General features: G+C 62.7%; 18 protein-coding genes and 1 tRNA gene. 10 read left to right on the forward strand and 9 right to left on the reverse strand.

The features are described 5' to 3' along the window. Positions 1-578, forward strand: a 578-nt coding sequence (locus Uis1B_RS03215) for a transposase (RefSeq protein ID WP_165782705.1), incomplete at its 5' end; no start/stop codon positions are given. An 841-nt stretch (positions 579-1,419) separates the two neighbouring features. On the opposite strand, the gene guaB is transcribed toward Uis1B_RS03215, so the two are convergent. The 4 genes from guaB to Uis1B_RS03240 all read right to left on the reverse strand — a co-directional run bounded on the left by guaB (position 1,420) and on the right by Uis1B_RS03240 (position 5,765). Then, positions 1,420-2,967: an IMP dehydrogenase gene (gene guaB / locus Uis1B_RS03225; RefSeq protein WP_101615531.1), complete on the reverse strand. Its 1,548-nt coding sequence runs from the start codon at positions 2,965-2,967 to the stop codon at positions 1,420-1,422. Positions 2,968-3,165: 198 nt separating this feature from the next. Then, on the reverse strand, positions 3,166-3,675 hold the full coding sequence (locus tag Uis1B_RS03230; RefSeq protein WP_133124815.1) for a Cg1360 family ATP-synthase-associated protein: 510 nt from the start codon (positions 3,673-3,675) through the stop codon (positions 3,166-3,168). Between the two features lie 120 nt (positions 3,676-3,795). Next, positions 3,796-5,025 carry a glycosyltransferase family 4 protein gene (locus Uis1B_RS03235; protein ID WP_101615535.1) on the reverse strand — a complete coding sequence of 410 codons (1,230 nt, stop codon included), beginning with the start codon at positions 5,023-5,025 and terminating at the stop codon, positions 3,796-3,798. Beyond that, on the reverse strand, positions 5,022-5,765 hold the full coding sequence (locus Uis1B_RS03240; RefSeq protein ID WP_101615537.1) for an L-threonylcarbamoyladenylate synthase: 744 nt from the start codon (positions 5,763-5,765) through the stop codon (positions 5,022-5,024). The genes Uis1B_RS03235 and Uis1B_RS03240 overlap by 4 nt, the downstream gene beginning before the upstream one ends. A gap of 378 nt (positions 5,766-6,143) precedes the next feature. On the opposite strand from Uis1B_RS03240, the gene Uis1B_RS03245 reads away from it, so the two are divergent. Beyond that, positions 6,144-6,842 carry a sugar O-acetyltransferase gene (locus tag Uis1B_RS03245; protein WP_243390240.1) on the forward strand — a complete coding sequence of 233 codons (699 nt, stop codon included), beginning with the start codon at positions 6,144-6,146 and terminating at the stop codon, positions 6,840-6,842. Between the two features lie 19 nt (positions 6,843-6,861). Here the strand turns inward: Uis1B_RS03245 and Uis1B_RS03250 are convergent, their stop codons facing one another. The 5 genes from Uis1B_RS03250 to Uis1B_RS03270 all read right to left on the reverse strand — a co-directional run bounded on the left by Uis1B_RS03250 (position 6,862) and on the right by Uis1B_RS03270 (position 10,717). Then, on the reverse strand, positions 6,862-7,893 hold the full coding sequence (locus Uis1B_RS03250; protein ID WP_101615539.1) for a N5-glutamine methyltransferase family protein: 1,032 nt from the start codon (positions 7,891-7,893) through the stop codon (positions 6,862-6,864). Between the two features lie 106 nt (positions 7,894-7,999). Continuing rightward, positions 8,000-9,094: a peptide chain release factor 1 gene (gene prfA, locus Uis1B_RS03255; protein ID WP_101615541.1), complete on the reverse strand. Its 1,095-nt coding sequence runs from the start codon at positions 9,092-9,094 to the stop codon at positions 8,000-8,002. 131 nt (positions 9,095-9,225) lie between these two features. Continuing rightward, a complete protein-coding gene (rpmE, locus tag Uis1B_RS03260; RefSeq protein ID WP_101615543.1) occupies positions 9,226-9,438 on the reverse strand; it encodes a 50S ribosomal protein L31 in 213 nt (70 codons plus the stop codon). A 201-nt stretch (positions 9,439-9,639) separates the two neighbouring features. Continuing rightward, entirely contained in the window at positions 9,640-10,455 is an 816-nt protein-coding gene (locus Uis1B_RS03265; RefSeq protein WP_101615545.1) for an SDR family oxidoreductase, read from the reverse strand. Between the two features lie 188 nt (positions 10,456-10,643). Continuing rightward, positions 10,644-10,717, reverse strand: a tRNA-Ile gene (locus Uis1B_RS03270). Between the two features lie 127 nt (positions 10,718-10,844). Here Uis1B_RS03270 and Uis1B_RS03275 point away from each other — a divergent pair. The 8 genes from Uis1B_RS03275 to Uis1B_RS03310 all read left to right on the forward strand — a co-directional run bounded on the left by Uis1B_RS03275 (position 10,845) and on the right by Uis1B_RS03310 (position 20,267). Then, a complete protein-coding gene (locus Uis1B_RS03275; RefSeq protein ID WP_101615547.1) occupies positions 10,845-12,233 on the forward strand; it encodes a polysaccharide deacetylase family protein in 1,389 nt (462 codons plus the stop codon). 196 nt (positions 12,234-12,429) lie between these two features. Next, complete coding sequence (deoC, locus tag Uis1B_RS03280; RefSeq protein WP_101615548.1) at positions 12,430-13,104, forward strand: deoxyribose-phosphate aldolase; 675 nt, start codon at positions 12,430-12,432, stop codon at positions 13,102-13,104. Positions 13,105-13,240: 136 nt separating this feature from the next. Beyond that, positions 13,241-14,452 carry a phosphopentomutase gene (locus tag Uis1B_RS03285; protein ID WP_101615550.1) on the forward strand — a complete coding sequence of 404 codons (1,212 nt, stop codon included), beginning with the start codon at positions 13,241-13,243 and terminating at the stop codon, positions 14,450-14,452. Positions 14,453-14,529: 77 nt separating this feature from the next. Beyond that, positions 14,530-15,237, forward strand: a complete 708-nt coding sequence (gene deoD / locus Uis1B_RS03290; RefSeq protein ID WP_101615552.1) for a purine-nucleoside phosphorylase — start codon at positions 14,530-14,532, stop codon at positions 15,235-15,237. A gap of 84 nt (positions 15,238-15,321) precedes the next feature. Continuing rightward, complete coding sequence (locus Uis1B_RS03295; RefSeq protein ID WP_207763369.1) at positions 15,322-16,263, forward strand: sugar-binding transcriptional regulator; 942 nt, start codon at positions 15,322-15,324, stop codon at positions 16,261-16,263. 202 nt (positions 16,264-16,465) lie between these two features. Further along, positions 16,466-17,764 carry a pyrimidine-nucleoside phosphorylase gene (locus Uis1B_RS03300; protein ID WP_101615556.1) on the forward strand — a complete coding sequence of 433 codons (1,299 nt, stop codon included), beginning with the start codon at positions 16,466-16,468 and terminating at the stop codon, positions 17,762-17,764. A gap of 184 nt (positions 17,765-17,948) precedes the next feature. Further along, a complete protein-coding gene (locus Uis1B_RS03305; protein ID WP_101615558.1) occupies positions 17,949-19,280 on the forward strand; it encodes a NupC/NupG family nucleoside CNT transporter in 1,332 nt (443 codons plus the stop codon). Positions 19,281-19,313: 33 nt separating this feature from the next. Beyond that, positions 19,314-20,267, forward strand: coding sequence for a nucleoside hydrolase (locus Uis1B_RS03310; protein WP_101615560.1), 954 nt, complete (start codon positions 19,314-19,316; stop codon positions 20,265-20,267). Positions 20,268-20,314 lie beyond the last annotated feature (47 nt).

The raw sequence follows: 20,314 nt of genomic DNA on the forward strand, positions 1-20,314 counted from the left end.
TGCGCGAATGGTGCCCGGACGCGCAGCGCGTGCTCGACGGCTTCCACATCGTCTCCTGGATGAGCGACGCGCTCGACCAGGTCAGGAAACGCCTCTGGAACCAGGCCAGACGCGAAGGCGACGAGGAGACCACGAAACGCATGCGCGGCGTCAGGTACGCGGTCCTGAAGAACCCCGACCATCTCACCGGACGGCAGGACGAATCCCTCACCGCGTTGGGGAACACGGATCCCAGGGGACAGCTCTACCGCGCATGGCGGCTCAAGGAACTCCTGCGCAACCTGCTCAGACACCCCATCGAACAGGCCCGCGGAGAGCTCAAACACTGGGTATTCTGGGCGTCCCACAGCCGCATCCCCGAGATCGTCGAACTCTCCAGGAAGATCAGGAGACGCCGGCCCGACATCCTGCGCACGATCGAGCTCGGCTACTCCAACGCCAGGCTCGAGGCGTTCAACAACCGCATCAAGGTCACCATCCGCATGGCCTACGGCTTCCACCACGTGAACAACCTCATCAGCTTCGTCATGCTCAGATGCGGCGGCCTCGACATCCGACTGCCGGAGCCCACCAACTAACCCACGAAAACAACAGAAGCCTCGAACTTTTTCATCTGGACCGGTACCGCTTGCCGAGAACCGGCAGCCGAGGCGAACACCATGTTCGGTAAATACGGGCGAACGTTCGCACCCCGCCAGCGCGCTTGGCGGCGTACGGGCGCCTCCGTGATCAGCGTGCCACTGTCCAGAATCGATTCAAGCCGGCCCGCAGCGCACAGTGCGCCGACTCGCCGCTCACTCACTCCGAGTAAGCGAGAGGCCTCCTGCCACGTGAGCAAAGTCCGATTCGTTCTGATAGCCATACCCCTATGTGCATGCGGAACTATTCCGAATTCGGAATGGTTCCGTATACATCGGGCAGCAGGGTACCTTGACCTGCATTCACTCATAAACCATCATCGCGTCGCTTTACACCTCTCACGACTTATATCCTCAACACGACTGGATATCGCCGATGGACCAAGCCACAAATCGCCGTTTTGCGATCTCCGTCCTTCAAGACCCAAAATCCTCGGTCTCAGGATCGCTGAAATTCTGCGGCTCCGATACCATTCCAGCTCCAACATTCGTGGATTAGAGGCGTTCCTGCATCAAATGCGTCCTAGTACAACGAATGCTTGCCTGAAACGTTTCTTTCCGGATTTGATTTCATCGGCATACGGCAACGATTCAACGGACCGCATCGATCAACACCATCGATCAACTGGAACCATCATCAGGTTGGACGGCACCGCCGCAAAACAAAATGGCCTTCTCCTGCATGAGAAGGCCATTGCAATATTCGGAACGGCTATGCGGTACCGGCCGGCATTACAGCCGATCAGCCGATCAGCCGATCAGCCGACCCATACGCCGCCGATCAGTTGTGGAAGCCGGAGTAGTTCGGGGCTTCGGCGGTCATCACGATGTCGTGCGGGTGGGACTCGCGCAGACCGGCGTCGGTGATGCGGATGAAGTGGCCGCGTTCACGCATCTCGGCGATGTTGTGCGCGCCGATGTAGAACATCGACTGGTGCAGGCCGCCGATCATCTGGTACAGCACGGCGTTCAGCGGTCCGCGGTACGGCACCTCGCCTTCGATGCCTTCCGGCACCACCTTGTCGTTGCTGGTCACGTCGGCCTGGAAGTAGCGGTCCTTGGAGTAGCTCTTCTTGCCACGCGGAGCCATGGCGCCGAGGGAGCCCATGCCACGGTACAGCTTGTACTGCTTGCCGTGCAGGAGCACCTTCTCACCCGGAGCCTCCTCGCAGCCGGCGAGCGTACCGCCGAGCATCACGGAATCGGCACCGGCCACCAGAGCCTTGGCGATGTCGCCGGAGTAGTGGATGCCACCGTCGGCGATGCAGGGCACGTCCGCGGCGCGGCATGCCTGGGCGGCCTCGTACACGGCGGTGAGCTGCGGAACGCCGACACCGGCGACCACGCGGGTGGTGCAGATGGAGCCGGGGCCCACGCCGACCTTCACGGCGTCGACGCCGGCATCGATCATGGCCTGCGCACCGGCGCGGGTGGCGATGTTGCCGCCGATCACCTGCACGTCGCGGAAGGCCGGATCGTTCTTGATGCGGCTGATCATGTCGCAGGCGAGATGAGCCTGACCGTTCGCGGTGTCGACCACGAGCACGTCGACGCCGGCCTCCATCAGCGCGGTGGCGCGCTGCCACGCATCGCCGAGGAATCCGATGCCGGCGGCCACACGCAGACGGCCCTGGCCGTCCTTGGTGGCGTCCGGGTACTGCTCGGTCTTCACGAAGTCCTTCACGGTGATCAGACCGGTGAGCTTGCCGGCATCGTCGACCAGCGGCAGCTTCTCTACCTTGTACTTGGCCAGCAGACGGTGGGCGTCGTCCTTGGTGATGTTGGACGGGCCGGTGATCAGGTTCTCCTTGGTCATCACGTCGCGCACCTTGAGGTGATCGTAGTCCTCGGAGGCGATGAAGCGCATGTCACGGTTGGTGATGATGCCGACCAGACGGTCGTCGTTGTCCACCACCGGCAGACCGGAGATGTGGAAACGGCCGCACAGCTTGTCGAGCTCGGCGAGGGAGACGTCGGGGTGCACGGTGAGCGGATCGGTGATCATACCGGATTCGCTGCGCTTGACGACGTCGACCTGCGAGGCCTGATCGTCGATGGAAAGGTTGCGGTGCAGCACGCCGATACCGCCGTTACGAGCCATGGCGATGGCCATGTCGGACTCGGTGACGGTATCCATGGCTGCGGAAATGGCCGGAACCTTCATCGTGATTTCTCGGGTGAGACGAGTGGTGGTGTCCACTTCGGAGGGGATGACATCGGTCTCCTCCGGCAGGAGGAGCACATCATCGTAAGCCAGTCCAAGCTTCTGGAACGGCGACGGAAGGGGGTTAAATACGGACTCTTCTGCTACAGGATTGTTTGAAGCCATGAACCCACTCTATAAGCGCTTGAAGACTTCATGAATACCACGGTGTCGCTGCGGCGCCATCGGAGCGACGACGACGGGAACCGGATCGTCACCTGACCGACAGCTCGCGTTCACCATCGGAGGCCGTCGATCATGCCGGAGACCGTCTCTGATCACGCCGATGGCCGATCGTTCACCATCGGCGACCGCGCCGGTCCATCATTCGCCGGCCTTGCGCGCCGGCGGATCGACGTACGGCACCCGACTGGTGGCGGCGGTATGCATTTCGGCGAGCAGGATGATGCCCGCGCCCACCGCGATGAAGATCGCGCACAGCTTCGGGTCGAGCCACGTCTGCCGCTGGATGGCGAGCAGTACCACGAAGCAGATGCCCACCTTGACGAGCCATCCCAGCAGGAACCAGGTCAGATATGCGGCCGGACGCAGATGCAGACGGCTCAGCACCGACACGAGCAGCGGGTTCGACAGACAGAACATCACGGTGGTGAGCGTGGCGATCACCGCGGACCAGATGCCCGGCCATCCCACGAACATATACCCCACGACCACGGCAACCACCACGAACACACCGATGAAGAACAGGCTTTCATGGATCGCCCGACCCATCAGATCGCCGACCGTTTCCTCGCCGAGACGCTTGCGTCCCTTCTTCCTCCCCGCGGTCTCTTCAATCTCATGAGTCCCGTTCATCTCGTTCAATTCGCTCATCGGTACCTCTCCCATGCCGGGCATCCCTTGTCGGGATCACCCTCGTAGTCCGTATCTGCCGTATCAGCTGTATCTGATGTATCTGCTGTATCTGCTGTCCGTATCTTATCCGCATCGACGCTATTCGTCGTTCGTCGTACCATCCGGAGCATCCCGCCGCCCGCTTCGCGCAAGCATACCGGAGCTGTGTTTCGGTCGCCGTGAACCGCCCGCATGGTCTCGGCCACCCGCAGCGGCGAGCGCGGCGTTCTCCGCCCGGATTTCCGGAATGCGATGCTTGAGATACGGGTACATCGTGATGATGGTGAGCAGCACCGCGGCGATCACGAATCCGACGCCCACGTACCGCACCGGGAAGAACAGCACCATGATCGATCCGAAGGCGATCAGCGCGGCCCAGCCCCACAGCGTCAGCACCGCCCCCTGCACGCTATGCCCGATGCGCAGCATGCGATGGTGCAGATGCATGCGGTCGGGGTGCATGGGCGACTGCCCTTTGCTCACCCGGCGGATGATCGCCAGACACATGTCGAGCACCGGCAGGAACAGCACCAGCACCGGCAGCAGGATCGGCATGAACACCGGCAGGTAGATGCTGGTGTGGATGGTGGTGGGATCGATGCGGCCGGTCATCACGATCGACGCGCAGGTGACCAGATATCCCAGCAGCATCGACCCGGAGTCGCCCATGAACAGTTTGGCGGGATGCCAGTTGTGCAGCAGGAATCCTATGCAGATGCCGACCAGCGCGACGTCGAGCAGCGTGGCCATCGACGCATAGTTCGGAGACGAGCGGGCGATGATATACGAGTAGATGGCGAAGGCGATGCCGCCGATCGCCACGATGCCCGAGGACAGGCCGTCGAGACCGTCGACGAAGTTCACCGCATTGATCGAGGCAACGATGAGTATGGCGGTGATCGCCATCGACATGCTTGGCGAGGCGGCCACCAGAGAGCCGAACGGCAGGGAGACGACCTGCAGTCCGCCCCACGCCACGAATACGGAGATGATGAGCTGGCCGGCAAGTTTGAGCATCCAATCCAGATCCCAGCGGTCGTCGCACACGCCCAGCAGGCACACGCCGATCGCACCGATGACGATGATCCACGGTTGCATGCTGCCGGCGAACAGGCGACTCGTCAACGGCAGTCGGCTGGCGAACATCATCGCCACCACGAATCCCAGCAGCATGGCGACGCCGCCCATGCGAGGCGTGGGCACCGTATGCACGTCGCGGGCGCGCACTTCGCCGACCGCACCGAACTCGATGGCCATGTGGCGGATCAGCGGGGTGAGCAGATAGGTCACGCCGCCGGCCACCGCGGCCACGAACAGATACGTTCTCATGCCGGGATCCCCCCGCGCACGGCCGATCGCGGATGATCTCGGGCGATGAATCCATGCGATCCGGACGATCCGGACCCGGAAGATCCGTAGGGGGACGATTCGTGCAGTGCGGAGCGGATCACGGACTGCGGGATCACGCCTTCGCGCAGTACGGCGATGCCGTCCCTGCCGTGCGGATCAGCGGCCACCACGGTGCTGGAGACCGGCCCCGGAGTCGGCCCGCCGTCGAGATACAGGGCCACGGCATCGCCGAGCGCATCGGCGGCCTGCCGAACGGTCTGGGCGGATTCACCGCCGGAAATATTCGCACTGGACGCGGCCAACGGGCCGGTGGCGCGCAGGATACGCAGCGAGGTTTCGGAATTCGGAATGCGGATGCCCTGCGTTCGGGTCGGATGCTCGTTCGGCGCGTATCGCACCGTGGCCAGATCGCAGTTCGGCCCGGCCACGCAGATCGGGGAGAACGCGCCGGGGATGAACCTTCGTGACAGTCTGTTCAGCGGCACCGGCAGGTCGAGGCCGAGACGGACGAGCTCGGGCATCGATGAGAGCAGCACCTGCAATGATTTTGCACGAGGACGGCGTTTCGCTCGGAAAATGTTCGCCACGGCTTCGGCACTGCGTGGATTGCAGGCCACTCCGTACACCGTATCCGTGGGAATCACCACCAGCTGGCCTTCATGGACCAGACGGGCGGCGAGCGCCAACGACTCGTCATTCACCGGACGGATATCCACCATCATGCGCTCCTTTTCGTCATCGTGCCCGTTATTCACCGTGCCCGTTATTCATCGTGCCCGTCGCTCATCGTGCCTGCTGTCCGAGGTGCGTGCACGATCTTCCGATTCCCGGTCGCCTTACGAACTTACCTAGTATGGCACAAGTAGTATGGCACAAGCCCGCTATCGGCATGGTCTCCGGATCGTCCCGCAGCCGGCGGGACCGGCGCCGCGACGTCGTCGCACCACTCCGGACCGCCGCCCGCACATCGTATCGGAGCAAGGGAGACGCATGTCGGGTCATCGGTCGTCGCTAGAATACCAACATTCTGGTTGAACGGGTTTACTAAATGGCGAATGCCCAGGCCCGCATCCGATAATGATCCGAAGGAGCGCATCATGTCCAACGACAACGTCAGTGAGATCACCCCCCATCCACCGGCCGGGCGGTATCCCCCGGTCGAACTGCGCATGCCGCGGGCCAGCGAGCGCGAGGAGATGCTGGCCGGCCGACTGTACGACGCCTCCGACCCCGAGCTCGACCGTCTGCGCACCAAGTCCGGGGATCTGTGTTCGAAATTCAACGCGCTGCCTCGCGGCGCGACCGACGAACGCAAGGCCGTGCTCGACGAGCTGATCCCCCATCACGGCGAAGGACTCGACGTGCTCGGTCCGGTGTTCTTCGACTACGGCATCCACACCACGATCGGCAGGCGAGTCTTCGCCAACTTCAACTTCACCGTGCTCGACTGCGCGCCGGTGACCATCGGCGACGACGTGCTGTTCGGCCCGAACGTGTCCCTGCTGCCGCCCATGCATCCGCTGCGCTGGCAGGATCGCAACGTTCGTCAACGGGAGGACGGCACGTTCTACGATTACGAATACGGTCTGCCGATCGTGATCGGCTCCAACTGCTGGTTCGGCGGCAACGTGACGGTGCTGGGCGGCGTGACCATCGGCGATGGCTGCGTGATCGGCGCGGGAGCGGTGGTCACCCGCGATATTCCGCCGAATTCGGTGGCCGTGGGCAATCCCGCCCGCGTGATCAAGACGATTTCGGATGCGGATGCCTCCGCGTTGCAGGAGTACGCACAGTAGGCCGTCATACGAGAACCGCTTAGAACCCCGCTCCCTGAGCCGGACCGGGCCGGTCTGCGAGCTGCTTGGTCCGGGCGAACAGATATCGGGGTCGGCCGGTGAGATCATCCCCCGTGTGGGCTTCCGAGAAACCGTCCTGCAGCGCATGATCCACAAGGGCCGGGCCCTGGCCGATGTCATGCTCCATCACCAGCACTCCGCCCGATCGCAATAGCGCCGCAGACCGGTCGATGATGAGCCGTGGAATGCGCAGACCATCGGCGGATCCTCCGTACAGGGCCAGTGCCGGATCATGGTCGCGCACCTCGGGCTGCTCGGGGATCTCCGATTCGGGGATGTACGGGGGGTTGCTGATCACCAGATCGATGGTGCCGTCCAGTTCCTTCAGGGTTTCGGAATCGGTGGCGTCACCCAGAATCAGGTGATATCGCGAATATGCGGATGATCGGTCACCGTCCGCATGGCCGTCACCGGCACGACCGTTCCGGACAATCCGATCATCATCGGAATCGTGATCATCGGAATCGTGAGCCTCGCCGAGGAGAATCCGTTTCCGGTTGCGATCGGTCCACCGGTAGGTATCGGCACTGAATTCCACGGCCCACACCTCGCTGTCGGGAATCTCGGTGACCGCGGACAGTCCGATCACCCCACTGCCGGCGCACAGATCCACGATCCGCGGGTGCTCGACATGCTGTTCCGTCAGCCAGTCCAAACCGGCCTGCACCACGATCTCGGTTTCCGGACGGGGGATGAACACGCCGGGGCCGACCTCGACTTCCAAATAGCGAAACGGTGCCGTGCCGATGATGTACTGCAATGGCTCCCGCTCGGCCCTTCGGTCGATCATGCGGCGAAGGGCCGGCTCGTCGATGTTCAGCTCATCCGGATCGGCGCCAAGCAGCATGGCCTTGTCCACGTTGCGCGGTTCCACGCCGGCCGCATGGGCCAGCAGCAACTTCGCATCGAAACGGGGGGTATCTATGCCGGCCTGTGCAAGGATTCGCGCCGCATCGTTCAGCAATCCGGCAATGGACGGTTCGTTCATCATTCCCTCCGTATTCCCTCCGTTTGATCGTTATTGGGCATAAAGCATGCATGAAGACGTCAATAATCGGCTCTTCATGAATGATTCGACCAAATAACGGCTGGCAGGCCTACTGCTGGGCGGCTGCGAGACGGGCGGCCTCGTCGGCCTGGATGTCGGAGTCGATCACGGCCTGCAGATCGCCGTCGAGCACCTGATCGAGGTTGTACGCCTTGTAGTTCGTGCGATGGTCCACGATGCGGTTCTCCGGGAAGTTGTAGGTACGGATTCGTTCGGAGCGGTCGAGCGAACGCACCTGCGAATGACGCATGTCGGCGGCCTCGGCGGCCTCCTGCTCGTGCTTCATGGCCAGCAGCCGGGACTTGAGCACGCGAAGCGCGGAGGCGCGGTTCTGGATCTGCGACTTTTCATCCTGCATGCTCACCACGATGCCGGTGGGGATATGGGTCATGCGCACGGCGGAATACGTGGTGTTCACGGACTGTCCACCGGGACCGGAGCTCATGAAGATGTCGATCTTGAGGTCCTTCGGATCGATCTCGATCTCGTCATCGTCGTCATCGGCCTCGGGGAATACGATCACGCCCGCGGCCGAGGTCTGGATGCGTCCCTGCGACTCGGTGACGGGGATGCGCTGCACGCGATGCACGCCGCCTTCGTATTTGAGCGACGCCCACACGCCGTCGGCGGGGGCCACGGCACCCTTGGCACGGACGGCGATCTGCACGTCCTTGATGCCGCCGAGCTCCGTGGAGTTCTCGGACTGCACGGTCACCGTCCATCCGCGACGTTCCGCATACCGCGTGTACATGCGCAGCAGATCGCCGGCGAACAGCGCGGCCTCCTCGCCGCCGGCACCGGCCTTGATCTCCATGATCGTATCGCGGGCGTCATCCGGGTCACGCGGAATCAGCGCAGTACGAAGCTTTTCGCGCGCCTCGGGCAGCTCGGCCTCGATGCGCTTGGCCTCCTCCTCGAAATCCGGGTCCTCGGCGGCCATCTCCTTCGCCGCGTCATAATCGTCACACAGCGCGGAGTATTTGCTGTATACGGAGACGATCTGCGCGAGTTCGGCATGACGTCGGCCGAGCTTGCGCATCTTGTCGGGGTCGGAAGCCACTTCGGGGCGGCTCATGTCCTCTTCGAGGTTGCGGTATTCGTCCAACGCGGTCTGTGCCGCGGGAAACTCTTCTGCTGCTGTCATGCCATGCCTTTCGCGGATTCCGAGGGTTCTGAGGGGCAGCCGGATGGATCAACGGATAAACGGATAAACAAAAACGCCAGTCCGCGCCGGATCGATCGTACCCGGACGCAAGACTGGCGTGGCAACGTATGTTACTTGGCCTTCTTGCCGTAGCGCTTCTCGAAGCGGGCCACACGACCACCGGTATCGAGGATCTTCTGCTTGCCGGTGTAGAAGGGGTGGCACTTCGAGCACACGTCGGCGGTGATGTGACCGGACGTGATGGTGGAACGGGTGATGAAGGTGTTGCCGCACGAGCACACGACCTCGGTCGGCACGTATTCGGGATGGATTCCCTGCTTCATAATGAACTCCTAGGGGTTATTTCAGGACCGGGTCGCCACGCCCCTGCGGCGCAACGTGAACCGGAACCGATGAGATTATACTCGCACAGTCAGGTTCGGTCAACCGGGGTGGCGGCGACGCGACGGGAGGGCCAGCGAAACCGAGGTGACGCAATGAGACCGAGGTGACGCAGTGCGCCGCCTCGGATGCGAGCAGCGCGATCAGCGTTCGCGGTAGACCTTGGTGTAGGAGCCTTCGGCACGGGGACGCACGACGATGGAGTCGATGTCCACGGTGTCGGGCTGGTCGAGCGCCCAGCGCACGCATTCGGCGATGTCCTCGGCCTTGAGCGGGTTCGGCACGCCGGCGTACACGGCCGCGGCCTTGTCGGCATCGCCATGGAAGCGCTTGAGCGAGAACTCGTCGGTGGCCACCATGCCCGGCGAGATGTCCACGATGCGCACCGGTTCGCCGATCTGCTCCAGCCGCAGCACGCGGGCCATCACCCGTTCGGCGAATTTCGAGGCGCAGTATCCCGCGCCACCCTCATACGGTTCGATGCCGGCCGTGGATGAGATCACCAGCACGGTGCCCTCGGTGCGCTTCAATGCCGGCAGCAGCTTCTGCGTGATGCGCAGCGTGCCGAGCACGTTGAGCTCGTACATATCCCGCCAGTCGTCGAGATTCGCCGTGGCCACCGGGTCCTTGCCGATCGCCGCGCCCGCACAGTTGACCAGCGCCTTCACCGACCCTCCGGCCAGTACGGCGTCCACCGCGGCCTGCGTGGAGGATTCGTCGGTCACGTCGCAGACTTGGTAGGTACAGGCCTCGCCCAGCTCGTCGGCGAGCGCGGCCAGCCGCTCCTCACGCCGGGCGAGCGCCACGACCTGCCATCCGTCGGCCACCAATGCGCGGACCGAGGCGGCTCCGATGCCGCTGGATGCGCCCGTCACCACGGCTCGTCTGATTGTCGAGGTCGATTCGGCCGCTAAGGTCGGCTTGATTGTCGAGGTCGGCTCTTCATGCGTCTGTGCCATTGCGACTCCTTGGATCGTCATCATTCATACGAGACCCATATTCGCATGAGGCCCATATGGGCGGATTTACTATGGGCGGATTTCAGACGAAACCCGGAAACGCAGCGAGACCCGAAGCGACACAGAGTCGGGGTCGCCGGGAACGATAGCGGGAATAAACGATAGCGGGAATAATGGCAAACGACGAGTGGGGCCGCAGGGGCTTGAACCCTGGACCGGCGGATTATGAGTCCGATGCTCTAACCGACTGAGCTACAGCCCCACGTTGCGCAAGGCAACTTTGCTATGGTAGCAAACGCCGGAGAAATTCCACACCGACCGCAATGGGCGCAACCGGCCGGAATACGGCACGGTCGTCGCGATAGGCGGAACAAGGAAGAAGGGCAGATATGGTTCAGCATCGATCCCCTCGCGACAAGGCGGGACGTTCCCGACGTCCGATTGCGGTCATCGTCGCCATCGCCCTGATCGCGGCCCTTGCGATCGGCGGCGGCGTGGTCTGGTCATGGCGGGCGCGGCATGGACGTGCGCTGGCGCAATGCGAAAGCGCGCGGAATGGTCTGATCGCGGAGACGGACGCACTGCGCAAGGCGGTGGAATCGTCGTCTTCCGTCATGAGCGTCAGTCCGTCCTCTCTGGAGGATGCCGGCGTGCTCGCCACCGCGCGAGCCGAAGTGCAGTCCTCCCGGCAGCTGATCGACAGGACAGCCGGCGACGATTACGCCTGTTCCGGCGAAATGACCGCCGATGAACTGGATTCCCGAACCGTTGCGATCGCCGAGGCTGCCGATCGGGCCCGAAAGCAGACCAAGACGCTGCCCGTCGAGGCCGCGGCGGTTCGGCGCAGCACGGCGAACAAGTCCAACGAGGCTGTGCGGTATACGCTTCGAGCCGCGGTTTCACAGGCGAAGGAGCTGCTTTCCGACACGTCCGGCAAGGTGACCGACGATTCAACCCGCGTCAGGCTGAAGCGACTCGCGGATGCGGCCGACCGGCAGCTCACCGACGACGAGACGATCTCGGACGGGGCCGAATACCGGCGTTCGATCGATGGCCTGAACGCCGCCATGGATGCCGTGACCACCTCGAACATCGCGAAGCTCGGGGTTGATTGCGCCAAGGCCAAATGCGTGGCGCTCACCTTCGATGACGGGCCCGACGCGACGAACACCCCGCCGGTGATCCGGGCGCTGCAGGAGACCGGGACCGTCGCGACGTTCTTCTCGGTGGGCCAGCACATCGACGAACGGACGGCTCCGATGCTCAGGCAGCTACGCGATTCCGGCCATCCGATCGAGAACCATACGTGGGATCATCCCCATCTGCGCACATTGAGCCGGTCGGACGTGGCCTCGCAGCTGACGCGGACCAGCGCGCTTGTGGAGAAGACCGTGGGGGCGTATCCCTCGATGATCCGCCCGCCGTATAGCGAGTGGAGCAATGACGTGCGGGATCAGGCCGTGGCGATGAATTCCTCGATCATCAACTTCGACGTCATGGGATTCGACTGGGAGAAGGATGCGAAGGGCGTGCACGACGCCGTACTGCAATGGACCCGCCCCGGCGACATCGTACTGCTGCATGATCTGCAGGGCAGCACGGCGCAGGCCGTGAAAGGCATCATCGATGATCTGAAGGCCGAGGGATTCACGTTCGTGACCATAGAACAGCTGCTTGGCGAACGGCCGAAACCGGGGTACGTCTATTATTCACGGACGCAGGTGGTCCGGCCGGGAGAGTCATGGAGACCGTCTACGTACTTCGCCGAGCAGTGGTAGGGGTCGGGCGCGGCGGCGACCGGCAGCGATCGGCATTCGGTACATCGGTGCAGCGTTCCATGAATCATATTGAACAAACGTTCAACTACGTAGGTGGACATTTGTAACATTCGGTGCTACAATCAAATCACAAGCCGGCCAACGAAGGCCAGCCCTTCACGGCAATCCGTGAATTATCAGAAAGGCACAGCCAATCATGTCCCTCACCCAGGCTCAGCTCGCCAAGTACATGGATCACACGCTCCTCAAGGCCAACGCAACCGCCGAACAGATCGACAACACCGTGGCCGAAGCCATCAAGTACAACACCGCATCCGTCTGCATCAACCCCTACTGGGTTCCCCGCGTAGCCAAGGCCCTCGCCGGCACCGGCATCGCCACCTGCACCGTAATCGGATTCCCCCTCGGCGCCAGCACCACCGAAACCAAAGTCTTCGAAACCAACGACGCCATCGACAAGGGCGCCGATGAGATCGACATGGTCATCAACATCGGCGAACTCAAGGGCGGCAACGACGACGTCGTGCGCGACGACATCAAGGCCGTGGCCGATGCCACCCACGCCAAGGGCAAGCTGCTCAAGGTGATCATCGAAACCGCATTGCTCACCGACGATGAGAAGGTTCGCGCCAGCAGGCTCACCGTCGAAGGCGGCGCCGATTTCGTCAAGACCTCCACCGGCTTCTCCACCGCGGGCGCCACGGCACCCGACGTCAAGCTCATGCGCGAGACCGTGGGCCCCGACTTCGGCGTGAAGGCCGCCGGCGGCATCCACAATCTCGCCGACGCCTACGCGATGATCGACGCCGGCGCCACGCGCCTCGGCGTCTCAGCCTCCGTCGCGATCCTCGAAGAGGCCGCAAAGCAGTAACCCCCCCCCCTACGGGTCCCTATACGCCGGACGGTTGCGTCGATGTCATCCGACACGCAACCGTCCGAGCCTCCCATGACCATCGTTCATCCACTCATATGTCTTCTGTCTTTCAATGGTGAAAGGAAGCCTTTCCATGGCATACACCTACAAACGAGTTCTGGCCATCGCGCTGGATTCCATCGGCATCGGAGAAGCGCCCGACGCGGCGAAGTTCGATGACGTCGGGGCCGACACCCTCGGCCATATCGGCGAATTCTTCGACGGCAGGCTGCATCTGCCCAATCTCGGCCGCATCGGTCTGGGCAACATCCGCGGCATCGAACCCGCCGTCTCCCCCATCAAGGGCGTGCCCGCAGCGGACCCGGCCGAAGGATGCTTCGGCAAGATGACCATCACCTCCCACGGCAACGACTCGCTCGACGGACACTGGGAGATGATGTGCCTGCCGGTGAAGTTCGAGATGGCCACGTTCCCGAACGGGTTCCCGCAGTCCATCGTCGACGCCCTCGAACGGTTCTCCGGCCGGAAGGTCATCGTCAACAAGCCGTACTCCGGCACCGAGGTGATCCACGACTACGGCGAGCATCAGATGAAGACCGGAGACCTGATCCTCTACACCTCCGGCGATTCGGTGCTGCAGATCGCAGCGCACGAGGACGTGATCCCGATCGACGAGCTCTACCGCATCTGCGAGTACGCCCGCACGCTGATCAACGGACCCGAGATCGTGATGGGCCGCGTAATCGCCCGCCCGTACGTGGGTTCCGACAAGGATCACTTCACCCGCACGTCGAACCGTCACGACTATGGTCTGGAGCCCATCGCGCCGACCGTGCTGGATTTCCTGCATGACGCCGGCTACGACGTGCTCGCCGTGGGCAAGACCAACGACATCTTCTCCGGCCACGGCATCACCAAGGGATGGCGCAACCAGAGCAACATGGACGGTATGGACCATGTGGACGAGGCCATGGCCAGCGACTTCACCGGCCTGTGCTTCACCAATCTCGTGGATTTCGACGCCATGTACGGCCACCGACGCAACGCCCAGGGCGACGGAGACGCGCTGATGGCCTTCGACGAGAGGCTCGGCCATGTGATGGACAGCATGCACGACGACGATCTGCTGCTCATCACCGCCGACCACGGCAACGACCCCACCTACAAGGGCACCGACCACACCCGCGAGTTCGTGCCGATCCTCGCCTACTCCCCCGGCATGCCGAATCCGGGCACGTCGCTCGGCATCCGTGAAACCGCCTCCGACATGGGCGCTACCATCCTCGACAACTTCGGCGTCGAGGGCAACGGCAACGGCACCAGCTTCCTCGACCAGATCAGCTGACCCTCCAGCCCGTTCCGCATTCCCATTCCCGGCATCATCCTCAGTCAACGACAATCATCAACGAAAGGACCTTCATCATGGCAACCCCTCACATCGAAGCAGAACCGGGCGATTACGCCGACGTCGTGCTCATGCCCGGCGATCCGCTGCGCGCCAAGTACATCGCCGAGAACTTCCTTGACGACGCCGTTCAGGTCAACGGCGTGCGCAACTGCCTCGGCTTCACCGGCACCTACAAGGGTCGGCGAGTCTCCGTGCAGGCCAGCGGCATGGGCATTCCCTCGCTGTCGATCTACACCAACGAGCTGGCCACCATCTACGGCGTGAAGACCATCATCCGCGTCGGCTCCTGCGGCGGCATGGCCGCAGGCGTCAAGCTGCGCGACGTACTGCTCGCCTCCGGTTCGACCACCGACTCCGCGGTGGTGACCAACACCTTCGGCCACGGCGTTCACTACGCCCCGCTGGCCAACTTCGAACTGCTCGACACCGCCTACCATGTGGCGAAGGAGCAGGGTGTGGATGTGAAGGTGGGCGACATCTTCGCGGCCGACCGCTTCTACAACGACGAGATCGACATGAAGAAGCTCGCCGACTACGGCGTGCTCGGCACGGAAATGGAGTCGGCCGGTCTGTATCTGCTCGGCGCCAAGCTCGGCTTCCGCGCGCTGTCGATCCTCACCGTCTCCGACCTGATCTTCGGTGAGGGCAAAACCACGAGCGAGGAACGCGAGAAGACCTTCAACGACATGATCACCATTGCGCTGGAGACCGCCATCGCCTGATCGGCGTAACGAAAGTCAAGAGCTCACGGAACAGCGACCGAAGAGACAGCAATCGAAAGGGACGGGAGGCGAAGCATGAACACCATGGCGAAGAGAACCCAGGACGCGCTGAAGGTATCCAAACTGTACTATCAGCAGGATCTCAGCCAGGTCGAGATCGCCACGCTCATGCACATCTCCCGCCCCACCGTCTCCAGGCTCCTGCAGTACGCCCGAGAAACCGGTCTGGTTCGCATCGACATCGCCGATCCAAGCGGCGAAGCCCCGAATCTGGCCGAACGCATTCAGCAGAAGTACGGGCTGAAGCACGTCGTGGTGGTGCCGATGACCACCGTCGCTCCCAAGGATCGGCTCGATACCGTCGGCGAGGCCGCTTCGGACTACATCGAGTCGATCGTTCAGGACGACGACATCATCGGATTGGGCTGGGGTCGTACGCTGTACGCCATCGGCACGCATCTGGCGCCGAAGGATGTTCGCGGCGTGACCGTGGTGCAGATCAAGGGCAGCGTCTCGAACACGGAGAGCAACAACTTCGCATTCGAAAGCGCCAACGCCTTCGCGGCGGCGTTCCATACGCTGCCGCAGTATCTGCCGCTGCCGGTGATCTTCGACCGACGGGAAACCCGCGAGCTCGTGGAGCAGGAAACGTACATCTCCCACATCTTCGACATGGGCAGGCGGGCGAACATCGCGATCTTCACGGTCGGTTCCGTGCAGGATTCCGCCCTGCTGTTCCGCCTGGGGTATCTCACCAAGGACGAGCGCGACCGACTGCAGCACGAGGCGGTGGGCGACGTGCTCTCACGGTTCATCGACCGTACCGGACGGATCATCGACGAGGACATCGATGGCAGGACGATCGGATTGCATCTGGACGACCTGAGGAACAAGCCGCACAGCATCCTCGTGATATCCACCCCCATCAAGGTTCCCGCAGCGCACGGCGCATTAAGCGCCGGATACGCCAACACCCTGGTAATCGATGAGATCAGCGCTACGGATCTGTTGGAATTCCAGTCATGACGACTCCGGTGACATCCGGCATCATCCACACAGCAACAGCACAACGGAGCACCAGCACATAACAGAACCACGCCACAATGAACATTGGTTCAGCGAAACCTTCCACTACGCGAACAATCGTTCACTCAACGACACGCACATTTGTAAAATCCGTAATTTTGATTTAACGTTTTATCATCATCGTGGCAAAGGAGCCAGCATCATGAGAATGATCGACATCATCGACGCCAAGCGCGGCGGCAGCGAACTGACCGACGAACAGATCCGGTTCTTCGTCGACGGATACACCGCCGGCGACATCCCCGACTATCAGGCCAGCGCCCTGCTGATGGCCATCTGGTTCAACGGCATGACCTCGGAGGAGACCAGCCACCTGACCATGGCGATGCTGCACTCCGGCGACCGTCTCGATCTAAGCGACATCCCCGGCAGGAAGGTGGATAAGCACTCCACCGGCGGTGTGGGAGACAAGGTCAGCATCCCGCTCGCCCCACTGGTCGCCTCGCTCGGCATCGTGGTACCGATGATCTCCGGCCGTGGACTCGGACACACCGGCGGCACTCTCGACAAGCTCGAAGCCATCCCCGGCTACACCGTGGAGATCGAAGAGGACGCCTTCAAGCGTCAGCTGCGAGAAGTAGGCTGCATCATCGCCGGTGCCACCGGCAACATCGCCCCGGCCGACAAGAAGATCTACGCGCTGCGCGACGTGACCGACACCGTCGATTCGATTCCGTTGATCGCCGGTTCGATCATGAGCAAGAAGATCGCCAGCGGCACCGACGCGCTGGTGATGGACGTGAAAACCGGTGCCGGCGCGTTCATGAAGAACGAGGAGGACGCCGTGGCTCTGGCCCGAGCGCTCGTCGATATCGGCAAGGGCGTCGGCATGGACTGCATGGCCGTGATCTCCGACATGAACCAGCCGCTCGGCCTCGCCATCGGCAACGCACTGGAGATCGAAGAGTCGATCGCCGTGCTGCGCGGCGAAGGTCCGGCGGACCTGACCGATCTGGTGCTCACCATCGGCAGCCAGATGGTGGTGATGGCCGGCGAGGCCAAGGATCTCGACGAGGCGCGCGCCAAGCTGGAAGCAAAGATCGCCGATGGTTCGGCCCTCGAGCGCTTCCGCATGATGATCGAAGCCCAGGGAGGCGACGGCCGGGTGGTCGACGATCCGACGATCATGCCTCAGGCGAAGTACCGCATTCCGATCACCGCCGAATCCGACGGCGTGATCACCGGCATGCGCGCCGACGAGATGGGCATCGCCTCGATGATGCTCGGCGGCGGGCGCGCCACCAAGGACGACGAGCTCGACTACGCCGTCGGACTCGTGCTCAACCACAAGGTGGGCGACGAAGTGCATAAGGGCGACGTGCTGCTCACCGTTCACAGCGACCGCAAGGACATCGCGGACGTGGAACGACTCATCCGAGACAACATCACTATCGGCAAGGAGGCTGAACCGATCACACTGATCCACCAGATCATCGTCTGACGAATCGCCGGACGGGGATGTCGTCCCGTCGTCACACCGCTCGATGACGGAACGACATCGAAAACTCTTCCTTCGATCCATCAATCGAAGGACATAAACGCCCACTATCGTGGGCAACGGAGTACCGAACAGCGCACACAGTCCTGAACGGTACCGAGAACTGAGAACCAAAGGAAGGGAACTCATGTATCTAGCGGTAAACATTCTGGGCCTGGTGGTCTTCCTGGCCCTGGGTTGGGTATTCTCCAACAATCGAAAAGGCATCGACTACATGTCCGTGGGCTGCATGCTCGCCCTGAACCTCGTCATCGCGTGGTTCCTCACCAGCTTCGAATGGGGACGCGCCGCGGTGAAGGCCGCGGCCGACGGATTCGCCGCCATCGTCAACATCTCCTATAAGGGCGTCAACTTCGCCCTCGCCAACTGGGTGGGCGCCGACGGCACCAACCCCGCCCCGGTGAACTTCATCGCCAGCGCCCTGCTGCCGATCCTCCTCATCGTCCCGCTGTTCGACATCCTCACCTACATCGGCTTCCTGCCGTGGATCATCAAGTGGATCGGCCGCGGACTGAGCTTCGTCACCCGTCGCCCGAAGTTCGAGACCTTCTACGCCGTCGAGATGATGTTCCTCGGCAACACCGAGGCCCTCGCCGTCTCCAAGGTGCAGCTGCAGCGCATGAAGGCCGGGCGCAACGTCACTCTGGCCATGATGTCGATGAGCTGCGTCACCGCCGCCATCATCGGCTCCTACATCCAGATGGTGCCCGGCGAATTCGTGATCACCGCCATCCCGCTGAACTGCATCAACGCCCTGATCGTCAGCCACATGCTCTACCCGGTCGAAGTCACCAAGGACGAGGACGTGATCTACGGTCTGGGAGACCCGGCCTCCGAAGACGACGTCGTGGAGCTCACCGCCGAGGAGCAGGCCGCCAAGGACAAGGCCATCGAGGAATACAAGGCCCTGCCGGCGTACAAGCGATTCTTCAAGCACGATCCGAGCAAGCCGGTCAAGGAACCGTTCTTCTCCTTCCTCGGCGATTCGATCCTCGGCAGCGGCAGGCTGATCCTCATCATCACCGCCAACGTGGTGGCCTTCGTGGCGCTCGCCGCACTCATCGACGCCGGTCTCGGCATGATCTGGGACAAGCTCTCGCTCGAATCCATCCTCGGCGTGATCATGTACGTGCCGGCCTGGCTCATGGGTCTCGACCCGGGCACCGCATGGCACTTCTCGCAGCTCATGGGTCTCAAGCTCGTGACCAACGAATTCGTGGTCATGGGCCAGATCACCAGCGAGGTCGCCACCTACGCCGCCCACTACAAGGCCGTACTGACGGTGTTCATCACCTCCTTCGCCAACTTCTCCACGCTGGGCATGGTCATCGGCTGCTTCAAGGGCATCGTCTCCAAGGAGAAGAACGACGCCATCTCCAAGCAGGTCGGCCGCATGCTGCTCTCCGGCATTCTGGTCTCCCTGCTCTCCGCCGCCACCGTCGGCCTGTTCGTCTGGTGATCCCGCAGATCCGGCTTTCCTAAGGAGTCAATCATGGCTAAGAAACTCATCCTCGATCTCGATACCGGCATCGACGACACGCTGGCCACCGCCTATGCGCTGGGCAGCCCCGAAGTCGAACTCATCGGCATCACCGGCACCTACGGCAACGTACTGCTCGATCAGGGCGTGCGCAACGCACTGGCCGTCACCGACCTGTTCGGGCACCCCGAAGTGAAGGTGTACAAGGGCCTGCCGCATGCCAGCACCAAGGATTCGTTCGAAGTGCAGCCGGTCTCCGCCTTCATCCACGGACAGAACGGCATCGGCGACGTGGAGATCCCCAATTCGAACCGCGAGCCGGAATCCGAATCCGCCGTCGACTTCATCATCGATGCGGTGAAGACGTACGGCAAGGATCTGGTCTACGTGCCCACCGGCCCGATGACCAACATCGCCGCCGCGCTGGCCAAGGCGCCGGAGATCAAGGATGAGATCGGGAAGATCGTCCTGATGGGTGGCGCGCTCACCGTCCGCGGCAACGTCTCGGCATGGAGCGAAGCGAACATCTCGCAGGATCCGGACGCCGCGGATGCGCTGTTCCGCTCCGGAGCCCCCGCCACGATGATCGGTCTCGACGTCACGCTGCAGACTCTGCTCACCTACCAGCAGACCGAACTGTGGCGCGACCTCGGCACCCCAGCCGGCAGGTTCCTCGCCGACATGACCGACTACTACATCAAGGCCTACGAGACCACGGCCCCGAAGCTCGGCGGCTGCGGACTGCATGATCCGCTCGCCGTGGGTGTGGCCGTGGACCCGTCGCTGGTCTCCACGCTCGACATCAACATGCAGGTGGACGTCGAAGGCCCGACCCGTGGTCGCACGATCGGCGACAACGACAGGCTCAACGATCCGGTCAAGACGATGAAGGTCGCGGTCGGCGTCGACGTACCGCGATTCCTCAACGAGTTCATGACCCGCATCACCGGCCTCGCCAAGGCCTGATCCAATGGCTCCCCGGACTCCTTACCGGGGAGCCATTGTTCTCTCAT

Origin of the sequence: Bifidobacterium margollesii (assembly GCF_002860355.1) — a bacterium.
Lineage (GTDB): Bacteria > Actinomycetota > Actinomycetes > Actinomycetales > Bifidobacteriaceae > Galliscardovia > Galliscardovia margollesii.

Coding starts and splice junctions, on each gene's coding strand:
- guaB (WP_101615531.1), bottom strand. CDS start 2,967: ATGGCTTCAAACAATCCTGTAGCAGAAGAGTCCGTATTTAACCCCCTT.
- Uis1B_RS03230 (WP_133124815.1), bottom strand. CDS start 3,675: ATGAGCGAATTGAACGAGATGAACGGGACTCATGAGATTGAAGAGACC.
- Uis1B_RS03235 (WP_101615535.1), bottom strand. CDS start 5,025: ATGAGAACGTATCTGTTCGTGGCCGCGGTGGCCGGCGGCGTGACCTAT.
- Uis1B_RS03240 (WP_101615537.1), bottom strand. CDS start 5,765: ATGGTGGATATCCGTCCGGTGAATGACGAGTCGTTGGCGCTCGCCGCC.
- Uis1B_RS03245 (WP_243390240.1), top strand. CDS start 6,144: ATGTCCAACGACAACGTCAGTGAGATCACCCCCCATCCACCGGCCGGG.
- Uis1B_RS03250 (WP_101615539.1), bottom strand. CDS start 7,893: ATGATGAACGAACCGTCCATTGCCGGATTGCTGAACGATGCGGCGCGA.
- prfA (WP_101615541.1), bottom strand. CDS start 9,094: ATGACAGCAGCAGAAGAGTTTCCCGCGGCACAGACCGCGTTGGACGAA.
- rpmE (WP_101615543.1), bottom strand. CDS start 9,438: ATGAAGCAGGGAATCCATCCCGAATACGTGCCGACCGAGGTCGTGTGC.
- Uis1B_RS03265 (WP_101615545.1), bottom strand. CDS start 10,455: ATGGCACAGACGCATGAAGAGCCGACCTCGACAATCAAGCCGACCTTA.
- Uis1B_RS03275 (WP_101615547.1), top strand. CDS start 10,845: ATGGTTCAGCATCGATCCCCTCGCGACAAGGCGGGACGTTCCCGACGT.
- deoC (WP_101615548.1), top strand. CDS start 12,430: ATGTCCCTCACCCAGGCTCAGCTCGCCAAGTACATGGATCACACGCTC.
- Uis1B_RS03285 (WP_101615550.1), top strand. CDS start 13,241: ATGGCATACACCTACAAACGAGTTCTGGCCATCGCGCTGGATTCCATC.
- deoD (WP_101615552.1), top strand. CDS start 14,530: ATGGCAACCCCTCACATCGAAGCAGAACCGGGCGATTACGCCGACGTC.
- Uis1B_RS03295 (WP_207763369.1), top strand. CDS start 15,322: ATGGCGAAGAGAACCCAGGACGCGCTGAAGGTATCCAAACTGTACTAT.
- Uis1B_RS03300 (WP_101615556.1), top strand. CDS start 16,466: ATGAGAATGATCGACATCATCGACGCCAAGCGCGGCGGCAGCGAACTG.
- Uis1B_RS03305 (WP_101615558.1), top strand. CDS start 17,949: ATGTATCTAGCGGTAAACATTCTGGGCCTGGTGGTCTTCCTGGCCCTG.
- Uis1B_RS03310 (WP_101615560.1), top strand. CDS start 19,314: ATGGCTAAGAAACTCATCCTCGATCTCGATACCGGCATCGACGACACG.